Annotated in this window: 21 protein-coding genes and 1 riboswitch; of the genes, 14 read left to right on the top strand and 7 right to left on the bottom strand. The window is 70.0% G+C overall.

Annotation, left to right across the window (positions count from 1 at the left end; all coding sequences use genetic code 11):
• Positions 1-293: 293 nt before the first annotated feature.
• Positions 294-923 (bottom strand): L-threonylcarbamoyladenylate synthase, encoded by a 630-nt coding sequence (locus tag H587_RS0104735; RefSeq protein WP_051202443.1) that lies wholly within the window; start codon positions 921-923, stop codon positions 294-296.
• Between the two features lie 75 nt (positions 924-998).
• On the opposite strand from H587_RS0104735, the gene H587_RS17295 reads away from it, so the two are divergent.
• The gene (locus tag H587_RS17295) at positions 999-2,642 is read left to right on the top strand and encodes a glycosyltransferase (RefSeq protein WP_034608552.1); all 1,644 of its coding nucleotides are present in this window, start codon (positions 999-1,001) and stop codon (positions 2,640-2,642) included.
• Here the strand turns inward: H587_RS17295 and H587_RS0104725 are convergent.
• Positions 2,632-3,222 carry a TrmH family RNA methyltransferase gene (locus H587_RS0104725; RefSeq protein ID WP_027175290.1) on the bottom strand — a complete coding sequence of 197 codons (591 nt, stop codon included), beginning with the start codon at positions 3,220-3,222 and terminating at the stop codon, positions 2,632-2,634. The genes H587_RS17295 and H587_RS0104725 overlap by 11 nt on opposite strands.
• A 136-nt stretch (positions 3,223-3,358) precedes the next feature.
• On the opposite strand from H587_RS0104725, the gene H587_RS0104720 reads away from it, so the two are divergent.
• The 13 genes from H587_RS0104720 to lipA all read left to right on the top strand — a co-directional run bounded on the left by H587_RS0104720 (position 3,359) and on the right by lipA (position 15,742).
• Positions 3,359-3,754, top strand: a complete 396-nt coding sequence (locus H587_RS0104720) for a response regulator (protein WP_027175289.1) — start codon at positions 3,359-3,361, stop codon at positions 3,752-3,754.
• 15 nt (positions 3,755-3,769) lie between these two features.
• A complete protein-coding gene (locus tag H587_RS0104715; protein WP_027175288.1) occupies positions 3,770-4,522 on the top strand; it encodes an Hpt domain-containing protein in 753 nt (250 codons plus the stop codon).
• A 7-nt stretch (positions 4,523-4,529) separates the two neighbouring features.
• Positions 4,530-6,191: a chemotaxis protein CheA gene (locus tag H587_RS0104710; protein WP_027175287.1), complete on the top strand. Its 1,662-nt coding sequence runs from the start codon at positions 4,530-4,532 to the stop codon at positions 6,189-6,191.
• Positions 6,190-6,369: riboswitch (cobalamin riboswitch) on the top strand. Its footprint overlaps the gene before it by 2 nt.
• A gap of 133 nt (positions 6,370-6,502) precedes the next feature.
• The gene (locus H587_RS0104705; protein WP_027175286.1) at positions 6,503-7,396 is read left to right on the top strand and encodes a sirohydrochlorin cobaltochelatase; all 894 of its coding nucleotides are present in this window, start codon (positions 6,503-6,505) and stop codon (positions 7,394-7,396) included.
• Positions 7,393-8,418 (top strand): FecCD family ABC transporter permease, encoded by a 1,026-nt coding sequence (locus tag H587_RS0104700; protein ID WP_027175285.1) that lies wholly within the window; start codon positions 7,393-7,395, stop codon positions 8,416-8,418. The genes H587_RS0104705 and H587_RS0104700 overlap by 4 nt, the downstream gene beginning before the upstream one ends.
• Complete coding sequence (locus tag H587_RS0104695; protein ID WP_027175284.1) at positions 8,415-9,227, top strand: ABC transporter ATP-binding protein; 813 nt, start codon at positions 8,415-8,417, stop codon at positions 9,225-9,227. Before H587_RS0104700 ends, H587_RS0104695 begins: the two co-directional genes overlap by 4 nt.
• A complete protein-coding gene (locus tag H587_RS0104690; protein WP_156904447.1) occupies positions 9,112-10,065 on the top strand; it encodes an ABC transporter substrate-binding protein in 954 nt (317 codons plus the stop codon). The genes H587_RS0104695 and H587_RS0104690 overlap by 116 nt, the downstream gene beginning before the upstream one ends.
• The gene (gene cobI, locus H587_RS0104685; protein ID WP_027175282.1) at positions 10,062-10,772 is read left to right on the top strand and encodes a precorrin-2 C(20)-methyltransferase; all 711 of its coding nucleotides are present in this window, start codon (positions 10,062-10,064) and stop codon (positions 10,770-10,772) included. Before H587_RS0104690 ends, cobI begins: the two co-directional genes overlap by 4 nt.
• On the top strand, positions 10,769-11,536 hold the full coding sequence (locus H587_RS0104680) for a sirohydrochlorin cobaltochelatase (protein WP_027175281.1): 768 nt from the start codon (positions 10,769-10,771) through the stop codon (positions 11,534-11,536). The genes cobI and H587_RS0104680 overlap by 4 nt, the downstream gene beginning before the upstream one ends.
• 71 nt (positions 11,537-11,607) lie before the next feature.
• On the top strand, positions 11,608-13,161 hold the full coding sequence (locus tag H587_RS0104675) for an ASKHA domain-containing protein (RefSeq protein ID WP_027175280.1): 1,554 nt from the start codon (positions 11,608-11,610) through the stop codon (positions 13,159-13,161).
• On the top strand, positions 13,151-14,278 hold the full coding sequence (locus H587_RS0104670; RefSeq protein ID WP_027175279.1) for a small ribosomal subunit Rsm22 family protein: 1,128 nt from the start codon (positions 13,151-13,153) through the stop codon (positions 14,276-14,278). Before H587_RS0104675 ends, H587_RS0104670 begins: the two co-directional genes overlap by 11 nt.
• Positions 14,275-14,931, top strand: a complete 657-nt coding sequence (gene lipB / locus H587_RS0104665) for a lipoyl(octanoyl) transferase LipB (protein WP_027175278.1) — start codon at positions 14,275-14,277, stop codon at positions 14,929-14,931. Before H587_RS0104670 ends, lipB begins: the two co-directional genes overlap by 4 nt.
• Positions 14,861-15,742: a lipoyl synthase gene (gene lipA / locus H587_RS0104660; protein ID WP_027175277.1), complete on the top strand. Its 882-nt coding sequence runs from the start codon at positions 14,861-14,863 to the stop codon at positions 15,740-15,742. The genes lipB and lipA overlap by 71 nt, the downstream gene beginning before the upstream one ends.
• Before the next feature lies 1 nt (position 15,743).
• Here lipA and recJ read toward each other — a convergent pair whose 3' ends face one another.
• From recJ to H587_RS17290, 5 genes are read right to left on the bottom strand one after another with little or no spacing between them, the layout of a single operon-like run.
• The gene (gene recJ / locus H587_RS0104655) at positions 15,744-17,450 is read right to left on the bottom strand and encodes a single-stranded-DNA-specific exonuclease RecJ (protein ID WP_027175276.1); all 1,707 of its coding nucleotides are present in this window, start codon (positions 17,448-17,450) and stop codon (positions 15,744-15,746) included.
• Positions 17,451-17,469: 19 nt separating this feature from the next.
• Positions 17,470-18,345: an HDOD domain-containing protein gene (locus H587_RS0104650; protein ID WP_027175275.1), complete on the bottom strand. Its 876-nt coding sequence runs from the start codon at positions 18,343-18,345 to the stop codon at positions 17,470-17,472.
• 29 nt (positions 18,346-18,374) lie between these two features.
• Positions 18,375-19,076: an orotidine-5'-phosphate decarboxylase gene (gene pyrF, locus H587_RS0104645; protein WP_027175274.1), complete on the bottom strand. Its 702-nt coding sequence runs from the start codon at positions 19,074-19,076 to the stop codon at positions 18,375-18,377.
• On the bottom strand, positions 19,069-19,701 hold the full coding sequence (gene gmk, locus H587_RS0104640; protein ID WP_027175273.1) for a guanylate kinase: 633 nt from the start codon (positions 19,699-19,701) through the stop codon (positions 19,069-19,071). The genes pyrF and gmk overlap by 8 nt, the downstream gene beginning before the upstream one ends.
• On the bottom strand, positions 19,694-19,984 hold the full coding sequence (locus tag H587_RS17290) for a DUF370 domain-containing protein (protein WP_034608551.1): 291 nt from the start codon (positions 19,982-19,984) through the stop codon (positions 19,694-19,696). Before H587_RS17290 ends, gmk begins: the two co-directional genes overlap by 8 nt.
• Positions 19,985-19,986: the final 2 nt, after the last annotated feature.

Here is a 19,986-nt window from a genome sequence, read left to right as displayed (position 1 = left end):
CCCGTTTCGTGCTTCGGTGCAAAAGAAAGGATGCTTGAGTCATAGCAGGGAGCGTGCCAACCTCGGGCCCGACCCTTGAAAAAACAAAATATTAAATAATATAAATATATTATGCATTGCCAACGACGCCCGGTCTACAAATGCGAAACTATGCCGCCGGGCCCATTTTTTGTACACGCGAACCGCGACAGCCCGCGCCAAAGGTCACGCGAACCGCAGCAACAACCAGTAATCGTTAATAAAATGAAAATTATGCCGCCCCCGGCGGAGACGGTAGAAAAAACCGGCCGGGGTCAATTCCCGGAGGAGACGATGAAGCCGCGGGCCTCCAGCGCCTGGATCGACACGGCCCCCGCGCGGATGAGCCGCAGGCGGCCGGGACCTTCCAGGGCGACCACAGTGGAGGCCAAGCCGCCAGAGGGCCAGGGCTTCTGGTCCAGCACGAGGTCGGCCCGCACGGCCAGCACGGGGTCCAACTCCTCCGGGACGGCTGCGGCGGGCTCCCCGCTCAGGTTGGCGCTGGTGGCCACCAGAGGAGCTCCGGAGATAGAGCAGAGCGCGGCGGCCAGGGGATGGGCCGTGACCCGCACCGAGGTGAATCCCTCGCCGTCGCGGACCGCCGGGGCCAGCCCCCGTGTACGCACGAGGATCGACAAGGGGCCGGGCCAGAAGCGTTCGCCCAGACGCAAGACGTCTCCGGGCATCTCGCCCTCAAGGATGCGGCCGAGCCCATCCAGGTCCGCGACCACCACGGGCAGGGGCTTGTTCTCGGGCCGCCCCTTGAGCCGCAGCACCCGGGACACGGCCGCGATGTTGCGGGCGTCGCAACCTAGAGCGTAAAGCGTCTCCGTGGGATAGACCAGGACACCGCCGTGGAGCAGCGCGTCCACGGCGACGCGGATGTCGGGAAATTCCTCGCGCATCGGAAGCCTATAGACTCTCGCTTCCGGCTTTTCAATGCCCGATGTTTCCCGTAAAGCGGGAACCAGGAGGCCGCCATGCCCGCACCCTCACCCGACGCCGCCGCGCCGCGCCATCTCTTTCCCGGCCTGCCGCTGGGCTTCGAGGAACCCGACTCGCGCTTGGCCCTGTCCCGGCGGACCCTGGCCATGGCCGCCGAGAATCCCGCCCTGGAACCCCTGGCCCGGGGCATGGCCGCCTGGACCTGGCAGCGCGATCCCCTCAGCCAGGGGACCTGCCGCCTGCTGCTGGAGGCGGGACAAAACGGCCCCGCCTGCGGCGAAACGGCGAACGTCCTGGCGCAACGCCTGGACGCCCTGCTCTCCCTGCCCTTCCCGGCCGACGACTGGCAGGCATTGATGCAATCCGGGGAACACGCCCTGGTGCTCCGGCACCTCCTGCCCCGCCTGCGGACGCCGGGCACGGGCGCGGCCTGGCTGGCCCGGACCTGGGACTGGCTCATGCGCCTGGGTCGCGCCGACCTGCCCCGGGACATGCTGGAGGCCACGGCCTGGGAACCGGCGCTCCTGCCCCTGCGGGACCGGCTCCTGGCCGAGTGGACCTTTTTCTATGCGGCCTCGGACGAGGCCCTGGAGCGCATCGAGGCCCTGGGCGAGTGCTTCGGCCACTGGCGGCTGCTGGCGGCCTGCGAGGCGCTCACACACCTCGGCCGGGAGACCGAGGCCCGCGAACGGCTGGAGACCCTCTGGCGGCGGCTGCCCTGGCACCCGCACCTGACCCTCAAACTGCACGCCCTGCGCCACGCCCCGGCCCCGGCCCGGGACGCCTCGGACGCCGTGGTCCTGCTCTACTCCTGGAACAAACGCGACCTGCTGCGGGCCACCCTGGAGGGGGTCGCCGGGCCGGACCTCCTCGGAGCCCGCGTGGCGGTCCTGGACAACGGCTCCACGGACGGCGCCGGCGACATGCTCCGCCAAGTCCGGGAGCGCTTCCCCGAGGGGGCTCTCGAAATCGTCTCCCTGCCGGTGAACGTGGGCGCCCCGGCCGCGCGCAACTGGCTGCTCTCCCTGCCCCGGGTCCGCGCCGCCACCCATGCCGTGTTCCTGGACGACGACGTGGTTCTGCCCAAAGGCTGGCTGGCCCGCCTCCTGGGCACGGCCCGCGCCCACCCCGAGGCCGGGGTGGTGGGCTGCCGCATCGTCTCGGCCTCCGCGCCGGTCTGCCTGCAGTCGGCGGACTACAACCTCCTGCCCGGCCGTCAGGGCGTGGAATCCTTCCCGGGCTTTCCCGAAAACATCCACCTCTTCGACAACACGGCCTCGGGCCTCGACCTGGGGCTCTTCTCCTACGTCCGCCGAACCCTGTCCGTGTCGGGCTGCTGCCACGCGTTGCGCGTGAGCACCCTGGACACGGTGGGAGACTTCGATCTGCGCCTGAGCCCCACCCAATTCGACGACCTGGAACGCGACCTCCGGGCCAACCTGGCCGGGGTGCCCGTGCTCTACGACGGCGGCCTGGCCGTGCGCCACGTGCAGCACTCCAGCCTGGCCCGCGCCAAGAGCACGGCGGCCGTGGGCCAAGTGCTCGGCAACAAGGTCAAGCTGGAATGCCTGTACGATCAGGAGCAGATCAAGAGTCTGGCCGAGTCCGGTCTGGACCGGCTTTGGGACGACCTCGCGGTCAAGGAGCGGGAATTGCGCGCGGAGACGGCTAGCGCGTGAGCCAGTCGGCGGCCAGGCGCTCCATCTCCTCCGGACTCAACGAGGGCTGGTCCAGCAGGCCGCGTTCGCGGCGCTGGCGCATGGCCTCATAGAGAATCAGGGCTGCGGCCACGGAAACGTTGAAGCTCTGGACCATGCCGCGCATGGGGATGAACAGTTCGTCCGGGACCAGCGCGCACAGCTCCGGGGACACGCCCCTGTGCTCGTTGCCCAGGATCACGGCGGTCGGCCCGGAGAGGTCGAAGTCCCAGAGCGGTCTGGCCGTGTCCGAGAAACCCGTGCGCAGGATGCGGAAGCCCTGTCCGTGGAGCCGGCCCACCAGCGAGGCGGCGTCCTGGTGCCGTACGCGCTCGATCCACTTCTTGGCCGAGGCCGAGGACTTCTTGCCCAGGTCGGGCCAGGGTTCGGTGGTGTAATGCAGGTGTACGCGCAGAACCCCGAAGGCGTCGCAGCTGCGGAGAATGGCCGAGACGTTGTGCGGATCCCAGATGTTGTCCATCACCAGGGTGAGATCCTTGCGGCGATGGGCGATGACGTCGCGGATGCGTTCTTCCCGTTCCGGGGTGCGCTCTTTGGACATGGAGGGCTTCCTACCCCATGCCCCGGCGCGACGCAAGAACGGGCATTATATTTTCCGCGATAGCATTGACAAGAAACACGATTGGCCCGAGACCATAAGGTATGGAACACCCGGGCCAGCGGAGGATGGACACGCCATGAGAGCCCTCATCGCCGAAGACGAATTCCTGAGCCGCAAGATCCTGCTCTCCTACCTGACGACCCTCTTCGACGTGGATATCGTGGTCAACGGCAAGGAGGCCGTGGATGCCTTCAGGCTGGCCCGCGAGGAGGGCCGCCCCTATGACCTCATCCTCATGGACATCATGATGCCCGAGGTGGACGGCATGCAGGCCCTGGAGATCATCCGGGGCGAGGAGCGGGGGACCAAGACGCGACGCCCGGTGCGGGTCATCATGACCACGGCCCTGGATGATCCCAAGGTGGTCATCCGCTCCTTCCACGAGGGCGAGGCCTCGGGCTACATCGTCAAGCCTGTGATCAAGGAAAAGTTGTACGCCGAACTGGAGAAACTGGGTCTGCTCGGGAAATAACGCGCCGGGGGCGGCATGGGCGAAGACGACGCCTTGGTCGAGGAGTTCTTCTCCGAGGTCAACGACAAATATTCCCCCCAGGTCATGGAAGGGCTGGGGCTGCTCGAGGCCGGCGACATTCCCGGCGGCATCGAGATACTCGCCCGCCCGCTGCACACCATCAAGGGCGTCACCGGCTTCATGACCGGCTTCGAGGCCGCCTCCCGCTTCACCCACAAGGTCGAGGACTACCTCAAGAAAATCCAATCCGGCGAGGTCGAGCCCACGGAGCAGAACGTGACCCTGCTCTCCCTCGGCGTGAACATGATCTTCACGGTCATCGAGCAGATCCGTGAGCAGGGCGCGCCGGACGAGGCTGAAACAACGGAAATGCTCGAACTCCTGCGCCAGGCATCCGGACCGGGCGGCCCGACCGCCGCCGAGGCCAAGGCCCGGGTGGAGATCGAGGCACGCGATGGGATCATGGTCCTGCGGATCCTGGCCCGGCGCATCCACTTGGGGCCCGAGCGCGACACCCTGACCCGAGCCGTGGCCGCCATCCCCGAGGGCGGACGAGTGCTTTTGGACTTCTCCGGCGTGCTCACCGTGGGTTCGGCGGCCTGGGAAGCCCTGGCCGCCCTGGCCGAAAAACGCGAAATAGCCGTGACCGGCCTGAGCTTCGACTGCCGCAGCGTGTTCTATTCCTGGGGTCTGGATCGGGCCCTGCAGGCCTTCGCCTCGGCGGAGGACTATTTCCAGACGGCTTGCCCACCGCCGCCTGGACAGTGAGGGGCCCATGCTCGACAGCATCCAGCAGTGCATCGAAACCCTGGAGCAGGGCGTCCTGGACCTGGAATCCGGCTCGGGCCAAGCCGCTGAAGTCATGGAGCGGCTCGGACTCTCGCATGTGAAGCTTCCCTCGGCCCAGGTCATCACCCTCCTGGACATGCTGGCCGACGGCATCACCCCTATGAATCAGGACATTGTCTCGGCCTTCCTGGGCGTCTGCGAGGCGCACAAGAAGCTGCTCTACGCCCTGGCCGGCTTCCTCGAGCAGGGCGCGGGCGTACTGCGCTCCGGCAAGGAGCTGGCCCCGGCCCAGGTGGACGCGCCCATCCCAGCCGCGCCTCCGGTCCAGGCGGAAACCGCCCCCGCCGAGCATCCCGAGGAACACCAGGACGAGCACGCCCAGGACAAGGTCCACGAGGCTCAGGCCCACGCCCGCCAAGCCATCGCCTCGGTGCGCGTGGGCACGGACCGCCTGGACAAGCTCATTGAACTGGTGGGCAAGCTCATGGTCACCTACGCGGTCATCTCCCAGGCCGGAAACGGCGACATGGCCAAGACCCTGGCCGGGCTCCGCGACATGGACACGGTCATCGGCAGCCTCCAGACCGAGGTGGAAGCCATCCGGCTCGTGCCGCTCAAGCAGATCGTCGCGCCCATGCAACGGCTGGTGAAGAGCCTGAGCCAGAAGATCGGCAAGAAGGTCCGCTTCGAGATCGAAGGCGAGGATCTGGCCCTGGACAAGTCCATCGTGGAGTCCCTCAACGAACCATTGGTGCATCTGCTGCGCAACGCCCTGGACCACGGTCTGGAGCCCGCCGCAGAACGCGCGGCCCTGGGCAAGGACGAAACCGGCACGGTGCGGCTCTCGGCCCTGCGCAAGGGCGAGACCGCCTATCTGCTCGTTTCCGACGACGGCCGGGGCCTGGATCCCGAACGCATCCGCCGGAAGGCCGTGGAAAAGGGGCTCATGAAGGAGTCCGACCAGCTTCCCGAGGCCGAGATACTCCAGTTCATCCTCAAATCCGGCTTCAGCACCGCCGAGAAGATCACCGACGTCTCCGGTCGCGGCGTGGGCATGGACGCCGTGGTCAACGCCATCCGCGTGGGGCTCGGCGGCGACATCCTCATCGAGAGCGACCTCGGCAAGGGCGCCACCTTCACCATCACCATCCCGCTCTCGCGTTCGGCCGACGAAGGCATCGTGGACGCCCTGGTCTGCCGCCTGGGCCAGGAGGTCTTCCTCATCCCCAGCCGGGACGTCGTTGAGATCTACGCCCCCGCCGAGCGCGACGTGGTAGCCCTTCCCGGCGGCCGTGAGACCGTGGACGTGCGCGGTGAGGTCCACGCCCTGCTGCGGCTGGACCGCTTCCTGGACATCCCCTCCGACGGACGGCCCGTCGCCCGCAGCCAGGCCGTGGTGGTGCGCGTGGGCGACGCCCGGGCGGCCATCCTCGTGGACGAGGTGCTGCGCCAGCAGCAGGTGGTCATCACCGGCTTCACCGTGCCCGTGCAGGACATCTTCGCCCTGCCCATCCTGGGACTCGGCATGATGGGCGAATCCGACGCCGTGGTCGTGAACGTCGAGGAACTGTTGCGCCACTTTCTGGAACAGCAGCCCCCGCCGGCGGCCTCCGAACGGTCCTTGACAGCCCTTCCCGGCCGAGGATAGACGAAAGACTCCTTCAGGCGCCCGCGAGGGCTTCATAGGGAATCCCGTGCGAATCGGGAGCGGTCCCGCCGCCGTGAGCTTCATGAACAGCCCGTCCCCGCGACGGCCACTGGGGAAACCTGGGAAGGCCGGGACAGGTGAAGCGAGTCGGAAGACCTGCCTGGAGGTGTCGAGGCCGGTTCGGCGTCCACGGGGCTTTGGCGGCCGAACCTCTTGGAAGGGGTAAAAACGGGAATCCCTTTCTCCATACTGGAGAAAGGGGTTTTTGTTTCCCCTTCCCAACCGAGCCCCTCCACCTTCGGAGGTTTTCCATGCGGCACCTGAAACCGCTGCTCTCCCTGCTCGCGCTTCTCCTGCTTCTCTCGGCCCAGGCCGTTCCGGCCCTGGCCCACGGCGACTCCCGCCCCGACAAGGAGGCCATCCTCCTGGTGGCCTTCGGCAGCAGCATGCCCGAGGGCCAGAAGGCGCTCAAGGCCTTCGACGCCCAGGCGCGCGCGGCCTTCCCCGGCGTGGAGGTGCGCTGGGCCTGGACCTCGCGGATCATCCGCGACAAGCTGACCAAGGCCAAGACCGCCCATCCGGGCTCCCCGGCCCTGGCCCTGGCCCAGCTGGCCGAGGACGGCTACACCCGGGTGGCCGTGCAGTCCCTGCACAGCATCCCCGGCGAGGAGTTCACCGAGTTGGAGGAGACGGTCAAGCGCTTCGACGGCATGCCCAAGGGCCTGCGCGCCATCAGCCTGGGCCGCCCGCTGCTCTCCGCTCCCGAGGATCTGAAGCTGGCCGCCAAGGCCCTGCTCGAGTCCCAGTCCGGCCGCAAGGAAGGCGAGGCCGTGCTGTTCATGGGCCACGGCACCGAGCACCCGGCCAACGCCATGTACCCGGCCATGCAGTACCAGCTCTGGACGCTCGACCCCACCGCCTTCGTGGCCACGGTGGAGGGCGTGCCCGCCCTGGACGACGTGCTGCCCCTGCTCAAGCGCGACAACGTCCGCTCCGTGCGCCTCGTGCCGCTCATGGCCGTGGCCGGGGACCACGCCCACAACGACATGGCGGGCAAGGAGGAGGACTCCTTCGCCTCCCGGATCAAGGCCCTGGGCATCCAGACCACGCCCGTGCTGCGCGGCCTGGCCGAGACCCCGGCGGTGTCCGCGCTCTGGCTGGAGCACCTGCGCGACGCCGTGAAGGCCCTCAAGGAAATGAAGTGACCAACGCCTCCCGGGCCGCGCTGGCCCTGGCCGTGGCGGGCCCGCTCTCCATCGTGCTGGCCTGCCTCCCCGGTCCCGCGCCGATTCCGGCCCGGGAGGCGCTGACCATCCTGGCCTCGGGCCTGGGTCTGGCCTCCCCCCCGCCGGACCCGGCCCTGGCCACGGTGGTCCTCGGCATCCGCGCCTCGCGCGCGGTCCTGGCCTACGCCGTGGGCGCGGGCCTGGCCCTGGCCGGAACCGCCTTCCAGGGCATCCTGCGCAACCCCCTGGCCGACCCCTTTACCCTGGGAGTCTCCACGGGCGCGGCCTTCGGGGCCTCCCTGGCCCTGGCCCTGGGGCTCTCGGCCCCGGCCCTGCTGCCCCTGGCCGATCCCCTGCCCTTCTTCGGCCTGCTCGGAGCCCTGGCCGCCCTGCTGGCGGTCCTGGCCCTGGCCCGCTCCGGCAGGGAGCTGCGCCGCGAAACCCTGGTCCTGGCGGGCGTGGTCACGGCCACCTTCCTCTCGGCCTGCATCGCCCTGCTCAAGGCCCTGGACGAGTCCTCGGTCTCGGGCATCGTCTTCTGGATCATGGGCAGCTTCCAAGGCCGGGGCTGGGGCCACGTGCTCGTCTATCTGCCCTACCTGGCGCTCGGCTCGACGATCATCCTGGCCCAGGCCCGTGAGCTGGACCTGCTCTCCCTGGGATCGGCCCAGGCCCGACTCCTGGGCCTGAACGCCGACCGCTCCCGGCTCCTGCTCCTGGTGGCCGCGAGCCTGCTCTCCGGCGCGGCCGTGGCCGTGTCCGGGGTCATCGGCTTCGTGGGCCTGGTGGTGCCGCACCTCGTACGCCGCATCCAAGGCGCGGAGCACGGCCCCCTGACGCTCAACGCCGCGCTCCTGGGCGGACTGCTTCTGCTCTGGTCCGACGTCCTGGCCCGCACCCTCCTGCCCGGCGGCGTGGAACTCCCCGTGGGCGTGCTCACGGCCCTGCTCGGCGGCCCGTTCTTCTGCCTGCTGCTCAAGCGCCGCGCGGAGGCCGCGTGATCCGCCTGGAGAACGTCAGCGTGGGCCACGGCGACCGGGTCGTGCTGCGCGATCTGAACCTGACGGTGGAGCCCGGCGGGTTGGTGGGCCTGATGGGCCCCAACGGCTCGGGCAAGACCACCCTTCTGCTCACCCTGGCCGGGGCCCTGCCCCCGCTGGAAGGCCGCGTGACCCTGGCCGGACGGCCCCTGGAATCCCTGCGGCCCCGGGAACGGGCACGGTTGGCGGCCTCCGTGCCCCAGCACGCCGAACCTCCGGGGCTCAAGGTCCTCTCCGTGGTGCTCATGGGCCGCTACGCCCGCGTCTCCTTCCTCGGCGGCTACACCGACGAGGACCGGGACAAGGCGCTGGACGCCCTGGAGGAAACCGGCGGCGAAGCCCTGGCGGACCGCCGGGCCGACGAGCTCTCCGGCGGCGAGTGGCGACGGGTGCTCATGGCCCGCGCCCTGACCCAGGAGGCCGACCTCCTGCTTCTGGACGAGGCCGCTTCCGGCCTGGACCCGGCCCGGCAGGCCGAAGCCGCCGAACTGCTCCTGCGCCGCAACGCCGCCGGGCTCACGGCCGTCTCGGCCATCCACGACCTGAACCTGGCCGCCCTGACCTGCCGCCGCCTGATCTTCCTCAAGAACGGCCGGGTGGCCCTGGACGGCCCGGTGCATGACGTTTTCACCGAAACCCATCTCTCGGAGATATATGAAACGCGCATCCTCGTCTCCCGCCACCCGCTCCTGGGCCTGCCTCAGGCGCATCTGGCTCCCGGCGCTGGTTCTCTGCCTCACGACGCTCCCGGCCCTGGCCGGACCCGTTGAGATCACCGACGACCTGGGCCGCCAGGTGCGGCTGGCCGCTCCGGCCGAACGCATCGTGGCCCTCTACGGCGCCTTCAACGAAATGCTCGACGGCATGGCCCTGACCGAGCGCATCACGGCCCGCACCCAAGCCGACGAGCTGCCCGCCTCGATCCTGGACCGGCCGGTCATCGGCACGCATATGCGGCCCAACGTGGAGATGATCGTGGCCCTCAAGCCCGACCTCGTGCTCCAGATGGGGGGCCGGGCCGAGGCAGCCGCGCCGCTGCGCGACCTGGAGCGCTTCGGCCTGACCACGGCCTTCTTCGAGGCCCGCTCCTTCGCGGAACTCTTCTCCGTGCTCCAGCGTCTGGGCGTTCTCTGCGGCGAGCCCGGCCGAGCGGCCACGCTGGAGCAGTCCCTGCGCTCCCGTCTGGAGGCCGTGGCCCGGGTCGTGGACGGCGACGGACACTCCACGGTGCTCTTTGAAATCCGTTATCCAAATCTACTGGCCGCCGGGCGCGGCTCCATGATCGACGACGTGATTCGGGCCGCCGGAGGAAAAAACGCCGTGCCCCTGGACGACAAGCTGGCCCGGCTCTCCGAGGAGGAGGTCTTCCGCCTGGACCCGGACGCCTATGTGCTCCAACGCGGGCCCATGAACCGCAACCCCGTGCCGCCAGGGGAGCGGCCCAACTTCAAGGGACTGCGCGCCGTGCGCCAGGGCCGCGTGCTGGTGGTGAACGAACTGCTCTTCTCCCGCCCCGGCCCGCGCAATGTGGAGGCCGTGGAGACCCTGGCCCGCTTCCTCCATCCCGGCCGGTTCCAGGACGGCGTCAAGGGGAGCGCGAAGCCATGAAGCAGGGTACCCTCTATGGCCTGGGCATCGGCCCGGGCGACCCCGAACTGCTGACCCTCAAGGCCGTGCGCCTGCTGAACCGGGTGGACGTGATCCTCGGCGCGGCCTCGCCCAAGAACGACGCCTCGCGGGCTTTGGAGATCGCGGCTCCGCATCTGCCCGCCACGGCCGAAATCCTGCGTCTGGACTTCCCCATGACCCGCGATCGGGCTCTGCAGCAGGCGGCTTGGCGGGCCAACGCCGAGAAGACCCGAGCCGTGCTCGACTCCGGCCGCGACGCCGCCTTCCTGACCCTGGGCGACCCGCTGACTTACAGCACCTTCGGCTACCTCCTGCGCACCCTGGCCGAGACCGGCCCCATGCCGCCGGTGGAGATCGTACCCGGGATCACCTCCTACCAGGCCGCCGCCGCCCGGGTGGCCCAGCCCCTGGTGGAGGCCGAGGAGAGCCTGCTCGTCATCCCCGGAGTCTGCTCGGCGGAAAAACTGGAAAAACTCCTGGCCTGTGCGGACAACGCGGTGATCCTCAAGGCCTACCGCAACCTGCAGGAGATACGAGAAACACTTTCCCGTCTTGACCTGGCGGGGTCGTCCGTGTTTGTGTCCCGCGTGGGACTTCCGGGCGAACTGGTCCACGAGAATCTGGACGACGCGCCCGACGACCCCCACTACTTCTCCCTGATCCTGGTGCGGAAACGAACAACATGAGCCTGGCCATCCTGCTGGCGGCTTACGGCTCCCGGCAGGCCGGGGCCCGAGCCGCCGTCGAACGCCTCCGCGAACGCGTACGCGCGGCTTACCCGGACACGGTCTGCGCCGTGGCCTACACCTCGCGCGCCGTGCGTCACCACCTGAACCGCAACGGCGAGACTGCGGACTCCGTGCCCGCGGCCCTGGACAAGCTCAAGGGCCAGGGCTTCCGCCGCGTGGCCCTGCTCTCCCTGCACATAGTGCCCGGCGAGGAATACTCGGGCATGACCGAGGCCGCCGCAGCCTCCGACCTGCGCGTGGAGCTGAGCGGCCCGCTCATGGCCGATGAACGCGACGTGGAGCGCGTGGCCGATATTCTCGCGGCCCGCTTCCCGTCGGACGGCGGCGAGGCCGTGCTGTTCATGGGACACGGCGGAGCCCACCCGGGCAACGCCCTCTATCTGCGCCTGGACGAGGCCCTGCGCCGCCGCGACCCGGGCCTGCACCTGGGCCTGCTGGAATCCGAGCCGGGCATCGAGGTTCTGCGCGACCGGCTCCTGGCCCAGGGAACGCGCTCGGTCCTGCTCCTGCCCTTCCTTTTCGGGGCCGGATACCACGCCACCCAGGATCTGGCCGGAGACGGCCCGGACTCCTGGCGCGGCCGCCTCACCCAGGCGGGTCTGAACTGCCGGGTGGAACTCAAGGGCGCCGGCGACTATCCGGAGCTGGTGGATCTCTGGCTGGCGCACCTGCGCCGGGCCGTGGACCGGCTGGCGGCCTGAACCGGCCCGGCATTTACAGTTCACGCCCCATGGGCTAGGTGTCGGATCACGGCGCGAACGCCCCTTCATCCATGAACGAAACCATCCGTGTGCAGACCTTCGACGGCCGTGAGCTGACCCTTCGGCCCGACTCCGCCCTGAGTCTGGCTCAGGCCCTGTTCCTGGCCGGGCCCTTCCGGGGTTTGCCGCTATGCTCCGGCCTGGGGCGCTGCGGCCTGTGCCGGGTGCGCTTCCTGGCCGACCCGCCGCCCGTGCTGGCCGCCGAAGAGAAACGCCTCTCCGCCGGGGAACTGGCCCAGGGTTGGCGGCTCTCCTGCCTCCGCCCGGCCGCGCCCTGTTCCCTGGCCCTGCCCGAACCCCGAGGGGAGAAGCCCTACGCCACGGCCTTCACCGCCGGGCCCGGCCCCCTCTCCCTGGCCGTGGACCTGGGCACCACCTCCCTGCACTGGGCCGCCCTGGCCGAAGGTCGCGTCGCGGCCCGGGGCCGGGGGCTGAATCCCCAGATGGGCCTGGGCTCGGAGGTCATGTCCCGGCTGGCCTTCGCGGCCCGTCCCGAGGGCGCGGCCGTGCTGCGCGACCTCGTTCTGGAACGCCTGCGGGAGATCATACGGGATCTGCCCGCGCGGCCGGAGTCCCTGGTGGTGGCGGGCAACCCGGCCATGACCCTGATCCTGCTCGGCCTGGACGCCAAGGGCCTGCGCGGCGCGCCCTACCGCCTGGACTACGCGGGCGGCGACGTGCGCGAACTGGCCCCGGACCTGCCCCCGGCCTTCATCCCGCCGCTCTTCGCGCCCTTCGTGGGCGGCGACTTGAGCGCCGGGCTGGCGGCCCTCATGCTGGCCCCAGGCGCGGCACCCGAGTACCCCTTTCTTTTGGCCGACATGGGCACCAACGGCGAGTTCATCCTGGCCCTCTCGCCCGGCGAACTGCTCTGCGCCAGCGTACCCCTGGGCCCGGCCCTTGAGGGTGTGGGCCTGCGCTTCGGCCGCACGGCCGGACCCGGCGCTGTGGAGCTCTTCGACCTGGGCCCGGCGGGACTCGTCCCGCGCTTCATCGACGCCCCGCCCGCCCCCGGCGATACCCCCGGGCTCACCGGCCCGGCCTACCTCTCCCTGGTCTCCATTCTCCTGGCCAACGGCCTGCTGGACGCTTCCGGCCGCTTCACCCAGGGCGACACGCCCCTGGCCCGCAAGATCGGCCACGGGTTGGACCGCGAGGCCGGGGAGCCGGTGTTGCGTATTCTCCCAAACCTGTTCCTGGCGGCCTCGGACGTGGAGGAGATCCTCAAGCTCAAGGCCGCCTTCAACCTGGCTTTCTCCCGGCTTCTGGCCGAGGCCGGGCTCACGCCCACGGCCCTGGCCGCCGTGCATCTGGCCGGGGCCGTGGCCGAACACGCCCGTCCCGCCGACCTGGAACGCCTGGGCTTCCTGCCTCCCGGACTCCCGCCGCGTGTGCGCGTGGCCGGAAACACCTCCCTGGCCGGAGCCGAGCTGTTGGCCGTGGACACGGACGCGCGCCGCGCCGTGCTGGACCTGCCCAAGGTGGTCCAGGCCATCGATCTGACCAATGAACCCGGCTTCGACGCCCGCTACCTGGAGCGCATGATCTTCCGCCATGTTTCCTGAAAATCTCTTCCCCCCCCTGCCCCCCGCCGTCCGCAAGGATATGGCGGACCTGGGCCCGGCCCTGGACGCGGTCCTGCCGCTGAAGGCCCGCCACCGCGCGGACCTGCCCGGCAACATCCGCCTGCTCTCCTCCCTGCTCACCGAGGACCGCGACGACCTGGGCCGCGACTACATGGGCGACCCGCGCACCCTCTCGGCCTATCTGCGCTACTTCCTGCCCTGGAACCTCTACCGCCTGGGCCGCCTGTTCACCGGGCTTTCCTTGGACCTGACCGAAGGCGCCACCCTGGTGGACTACGGTTCCGGCCCGCTCACCGTGCCCCTGGCCCTCTGGCTCTCCCGGCCCGAGCTGCGCTCCCGGCGGCTGAACGTAGTCTGCGTGGACCGCACGCCCAAGCCCATGCGCTCGGGCCTGGACCTGCTGCGCAAGCTGGCCGGTGGCGAGCCGCCCTGGAAGATCACCCTGGTCAAGGGCGCGCTCGGCATGCATCTGCGTGAGCGGGCCGACCTGCTCGTGCTGGCCAACACGCTCAACGAGTTGGCCTGGACCCGCCGCCCGGACCTCGACGAGGACGCCGCGCGCCTGGCCGCCACCCTGCAGAAGGGGCTGGCCCCGGGGGGCCGCGCGCTCCTGGTGGAGCCGGGTACGCGTGAGGCGGGCCGGGCTCTCTCGGCCCTGCGCGGGGCCTGCCTGGAGCTGGGCCTGCATCCCCAGGCCCCCTGCCCGCATCTGCGGCGCTGCCCCATGCCCGGCCGCGAGCCGGCGCCCTGGTGCCACTTCAACTTCGACACCACCGGCGCGCCGGAATGGCTGGTCCGGCTCACGGCCAAGGCCGACCTGACCAAACGCAATCTCTCGCTCTCGTTCCTTCTCCTGACCCAGGGCTTCGAGCCCGAGCCCAACCGTGTGCGCGGCGTGTCCGAGGCCTTCGACCTGCCGCTCGGCTTCCGCGGCCAGTACGCCTGCTCGGCCCAGGGACTGACGCTGCTGCGCTTCCCGACCGGAGAACGCGGTCTGCCGCCGGGTCGGGGCATTGCGGCCACGTTCCCGGATCAACCCGAGCGCGATCGAAAGTCCGGGGCCGTGATCCTGCCCCTGCCGGGGGTCCGGTCGTGAGAATCATTGATCTCGGGCTCATCGACCACGCCGAGGCCGAGGCCCTGCAACTGGAGACGCTCGCCGCCGTGCGCGAGGAGCGCGCGGAGAACACCCTCTATCTCCTGGAGCACCCGCCGGTGATCACCCTGGGGCATCAGGGCGGCCTGGAGAACCTGCACGTGCCCGAGGCCTTTCTGAAGGAGCGCGGCATCACGCTCTCCAAGACCGGGCGCGGCGGCAACATCACCTGTCATTTCCCGGGCCAGCTCGTGGGCTACCCGGTCTTCCGCGTGGAGCGCCGCCCGGGCGGCATCCGGGCCTTCTTCAACGACATGGAGGAGGCCGTGATCCGCGTCTGCCGGGACTTCGGCGTGGACGCCGGACGCTGGGAAGGCCGCCCCGGCGTCTGGGTCGGGGAGCGGAAAATCTGTTCCATGGGCATCGGGGTCAAACACTGGGTCACATTTCACGGACTGGCCCTGAACGTGGGCCGCGACCTCTCCCTCTTCGAGCTCATCACCCTCTGCGGACTGTCCGGGGCCCGGCCCACCTCACTGGCCCTGGAGACCGGACGCGACATCGACATGAAGGACGTCAAGGATGCACTCTCGCGACACTTCCTGGGACTCTTCCCGGATTCCGCCCTGGCTGCGCGTCAATCTGCCGCGTGATCCGGCCTTCGCCGCCACCGAGGCCCTGACCCGCGACCTGAACCTGAACACGGTCTGCACCGGGGCCAAGTGCCCGAACAAGTGGGAGTGCTACTCCCGCCATGTGGCCACGTTTCTCGTGCTGGGCGCGGTCTGCACGCGCAACTGCGCCTTCTGCAACATCCATCCCGGCCGCGTGGAGCCCCCGGACCGGGACGAGCCGCGCCGCGTGGCCGAGGCCGTGGCCAGGCTGGGCCTGTCCTACGCCGTGGTCACCTCCGTGACCCGCGACGACCTGCCCGACGGCGGGGCCGGGCACTTCGCGGCCGTGATCCGCTCCATCCGGGAGCGCAATCCAGGCTGCGCCGTGGAGGTGCTCATCCCGGACTTCAAGGGTGACGAGGCCGCCCTGCGCCTGGTGCTCGACGCCGCGCCGGACGTGCTGAACCACAACGTGGAGACCGTGCCGGGACTCTATCCGCGCATCCGGCCCCAGGCCCGCTACGAGCGCAGCCTGGAGCTGCTGCGCCGCTCCAAGGCGGCGGCCCCGGCCATCCCGACCAAGAGCGGGCTCATGCTCGGCCTGGGCGAGGAGATGGAGGACGTGCGGCGGGTGCTGGCGGACATGGCGGGCGTGGGCTGCGACATGATCACCGTGGGCCAGTACATGCGGCCCAGCCGGGAGCATCCGGCGGTGGTCCGCTGGGTCCACCCGGACGAGTTCGAGGAGCTGGCGGAATACGGCCGGGGCCTCGGCGTGCGGCACATGTTCTGCGGCCCGCGCGTGCGCTCCAGCTACCACGCCGCCGAGGCGGCCCGGGAGATGGGCTGACCTACTCGCACCAGTCGCGGAGGTGCAGTTCGATGCGCGGGACGCCGTCCCAGTCGTCGATGCCCGGGGAATAGGCGAAGCGCATGGTCCGGCCGACCACGGCCGGGGTGAGGTTGGCGGCCTGCCGCCAGGCCTTGCCGGAGAGCGTGGCCCGGGCCTCGGCGTCCACCAGGGTCAGCTTCACGTGATCCTTGCCGAACACGCGGCGGTCCTTGACGATCACCGGCGGGGACTGGAACACGGGCTCGGGGTTGCCGACCCCGAAGGGCTGGAGCAGCTCCAGTTCCTTGAGCAACACGTGGCTGATCTCGCCGAAGGCCAGTTCACGGTCGAGCTTGAGCACTGGCCTTAAGGCCCGGTCGCCCACCTGCTCAAGCACGGCGGCGTGAAACCGCTCGCGCAGAGGTTCCAGATTTTCCGGGGCCAGGGAGAGCCCGGCGGCCTGACGGTGCCCGCCGAAGCCCAGCAGGATGTCCGAAAAGCTCCGCAGCCCGGCATGCAGGTCGAATTCGTCCACGCTGCGGCCCGAACCCTTGAGCTTCTCACCCTCGCTGCACAAAATGAGCGTGGGCAGGTAGAATTCCTCCACCACCCTTGAGGCCACGATGCCGATGACCCCGGGATGCCAGTGGGCCCCGAAGAGCGCCAGCCCGCGCAGACCGGGGCGGGCGGCCAGCAGCTCCCGGGCCTGGGCCAGGGCCTCCTGCTGGATGGAGTCCTCCTCGCGGCGACGCTCGGCGTTCAGGGCGTTCAGCTCCAGGGCCAGGGGCCTGGCGGTCTCCTCGTCCGGGGACAGGAGCATGTCCAGGGCCTTGCCCGGATCGCCCAGGCGTCCGGCGGCGTTGATCCGGGGGGCGAGGCCGAAGCCGATCTGCCCAGCCCCCAGCTCGGCGTAACGGTCGTAGCCGCTGGCCGCCTTGAGGGCCGCGATGCCCGGCCGACGCGCTTCCTTGATGAGCAGCAGTCCGTTCTTGACCAGAATGCGGTTCTGGCCCGTGAGCGGCACCACGTCGGCCACGGTGCCCAGGGCCACCAGGTCCAGGAAGCGGCGCATGTCCAGCGGCGCGCCGGGCAGCAGTTTGTTCAGGGCCACGGCGAGCATGAAGGCCACGCCCACCCCGGCCAGGTCCGCGAAGGGGCCATCGGCCGCGAGCCGGGGATTGCAGACCGCCTCGGCCTCCGGCAGGGTCTCGCCGGGCAGGTGGTGGTCCGAGACCACCACGATCAGGCCCAGAGAGCGGGCCCGTTCCACGGACGCGTGGTCCGAGACGCCGCAATCCACGGTGAGCAGCACGCCCACGCCCTCGGCTGCCAGAGTCTCCATGCCCGCCGCGTTCAGGCCGTAGCCCTCCTTGAGACGGTTGGGCAGATAGGGGCGCGCCGGAAAACCGCGTAGGGAAAGAAATTCAGTCATGAGCGCCGTGGAGGTGATCCCGTCCACGTCGTAGTCGCCCCAGATGGCGGGCTTGCGGCCCTCGCCCAGGGCCCGAGCCAAGGTCTCGGCGGCCCGGGTCAGACCCGGGATGGTCGCCGGGTCGGCCATGTGCCGCAGGCCCGGGGAGAGAAAACGGTCCATCTCCCCGGCCTCGCGCAGACCCCGCGACCAGAGAATCCCGGCGGTCACGGCAGAAACGCCCAAGATTTCGCCAAGTTCGGCCACGGAGGCCGGGGGCGTTTCCTCGTTGCGGGGTTTCCAGAGACAGGGCATGAGTCGCGCGCCGCCCCGCTCAGACGAGATTCTGGACGAACTGGTCCACGGATTCGTCGGCCAGGACGGTTGCGGCCAAGGGGCGGACGTCCTCCAGGGACAGGCCCAGGGACTGGGCCAGGCCGGGTGCGGGCAGAGCCTGGGGATCGGCCGGATCGGCTGCCTCGTGGGCCAGGGCGTCGGCCAGGGCCAGGAGCGTGGCCTCCCGGGCCGAAACCGGAGCCAGTTCCGGGGCGTGATGCCAGTTCACCGGCTCCACGATCTCGGCGGGCAGATCCCAGGAACCCAGGACCAGGGCCCCGACCACGCCGTGATCCACGCCCCAGTAGTCGTTCTCGGCCAGGGACTCGGGGATGTGCCGGGTACGGGCCAGGGTGAGCATCTCCACGGCGACCTCAGGTCGGAACATGGCCACGATGAGCTTGCCCAGGTCGTGGAGCAGCCCGGCGGTGAAGAGCTGGTCCGGGTCCAGTCCGCCCCCTTCCTGACGATTCAGGGCACGGGCCAGGTCGCGGCTCAGGCAGGCCACCCGGAACTGATGCCGCCAGTAGGCGTCCAGGTCGAATTCCTTGGGCATCGGCCTCTTGCGCCCCAGGGCGCGGATGCCGATGGCCAGGACGATGTTGCGGATCTCGCGCAGCCCCAGGACCGTGGCCGCCCGCTGCACCGTGGTCACCTGGGCCTGGAGGCCATAGAAGGCGGAGTTGGCCATGGCCAGGAGCTTGGCCGTGAGACCCTGATCCTTGGCGATGGTTTCGGCGATATCGTGCATGGAGGCCAGGGCCCCCTCGCCGGTCTGCATGAAGAGCTTCTGCAGGAGCACCGGGGAGAACGGCAGATCGTTGCGTACGCCGGGCAGCTCGGCCAGAAATTTCTGGGCGGTCTCATGCGTCATGGCGTCTCCTCGGCGTCCCGCTCCGGTCCTCAGCATCCCGTGCGCATGTCGCGCAAAACGTCCATGGCCGCGCTCCGGGGATCCGGCGCCTGGGTGACGGGGCGTCCCACCACCAGGTAGTCGGCGCCGGCGGCCACGGCCTGGGCCGGGGTCACGGTGCGGCGCTGGTCGTCGCTCCCGCCCGCCGGGCGGATGCCCGGGGTCAGGCAGCGGAAGCCCGCCCCGCATGCCTCCTTGATCCGGGCCGCCTCCAGGCCGGAGCAGACCACACCATCAAGATAATACCCCCGCGCGCGGCGGGCAAGCTCCAACGCCAACGCTCCCGCACCGCCGGGATAGTCCACGGGCAGGTCGGCGTCGGCCATGCTGGTCAGCACGGTGACGCCGAGCAACAGGGGCGGCTCGGCCCCGGGAGCGGTTCCGGCGTCCCGGCCCTCCAGGGCCGCCTCGGCCATGCGCGCGCCGCCCAGGACGTGGATGTTGACCATGTCCGCGCCTAGACGCGCGGCCGAACGCACCGCGCCACGCACCGTATTCGGGATGTCCAGGAACTTGAGATCCAGGAAGACCCGAAAGCCCAGCGCCTTGAGATCGGCCACCAGCCCCGGTCCCTCGGCGGTGAACAACTCCAGGCCCACCTTGACCCAGGGCGCGGTCCCGACCAGGCGGCGGGCCATGTCCAGGGCCGGCGCGGCCTCGGGATAGTCCAGGGCCACCACCAATTCAGCCATGCTCCCCCCACTCCGCCAGCAGGTCCGCCACGAGTCCGGGGCGCAGCCCCGGCCGCAGCCGGGCGGCCAGATACACGGCGCGCAACTCGTCGCAGGCCCGCTCCAGATCGTCGTTCAGGATCAGAAAATCGAAGCGCTCCGCCGCCGCGATCTCGGCTCGGGCGTTCTCCAGGCGCTTGGTCACCACTTCGGGCGCGTCCGTGCCCCGGCCGCGCAGACGGCGCTCCAGTTCGGCCAGCGACGGCGGCAGGATGAAGACCAGCACCCCCTCCGGAAAGGCCGTGCGCAGCTGGGCCGCACCCTGCACATCGATGTCGAAGAGCACATCGCGGCCCTGGTCCAGGAGCGCCAGCACCGGAGCCTTGGCCGTGCCGTAAAAATTGCCGTGAACCTCGGCCCACTCGGCGAACTCCCCGGCCTCGCGCATGGCCAGGAAACGGTCGCGGTCGACGAAGTGGTAGTCCACGCCGTCGCGCTCCGCGCCCCGGGGCGCGCGGGTGGTGTAGGACACCGAGTAGCCGATCCCCGGGAACTCCCGCAGCAGCTTGCGGACCAGGGTGCTCTTGCCCGCACCGGAGGGCGCGGAAAGCACGAGAACGATGCCCCGCCGGACGCGTTCAGACATCGGCTGCCTCCTCCGACATCTCGAACGCCTCGGCCTGGAACCGCTGGCCGATGGTTTCGGCCTGGATGGCCGAGAGGATCACGTGGTTGGAGTCGGTGACGATGATGGCGCGGGTCTTGCGGCCCTGGGTGGCGTCCACCAGGCGGCCTTCCTGGCGGGCGTCCTCGCGCAGGCGGCGCATGGGCGCGGACGAGGGGTTGGCGATGGTCACCACCCGGGTGAGGACCACGAAGTTGCCGAAACCGATGTTCAGAAGCCCCTGGCGGAGCGCCTGCCTGCTCATGC

Source organism: Desulfovibrio aminophilus DSM 12254, assembly GCF_000422565.1.
In the GTDB taxonomy this organism is placed as follows: domain Bacteria; phylum Desulfobacterota; class Desulfovibrionia; order Desulfovibrionales; family Desulfovibrionaceae; genus Aminidesulfovibrio; species Aminidesulfovibrio aminophilus.
This window is presented reverse-complemented; position numbering and strand designations above follow the sequence as displayed.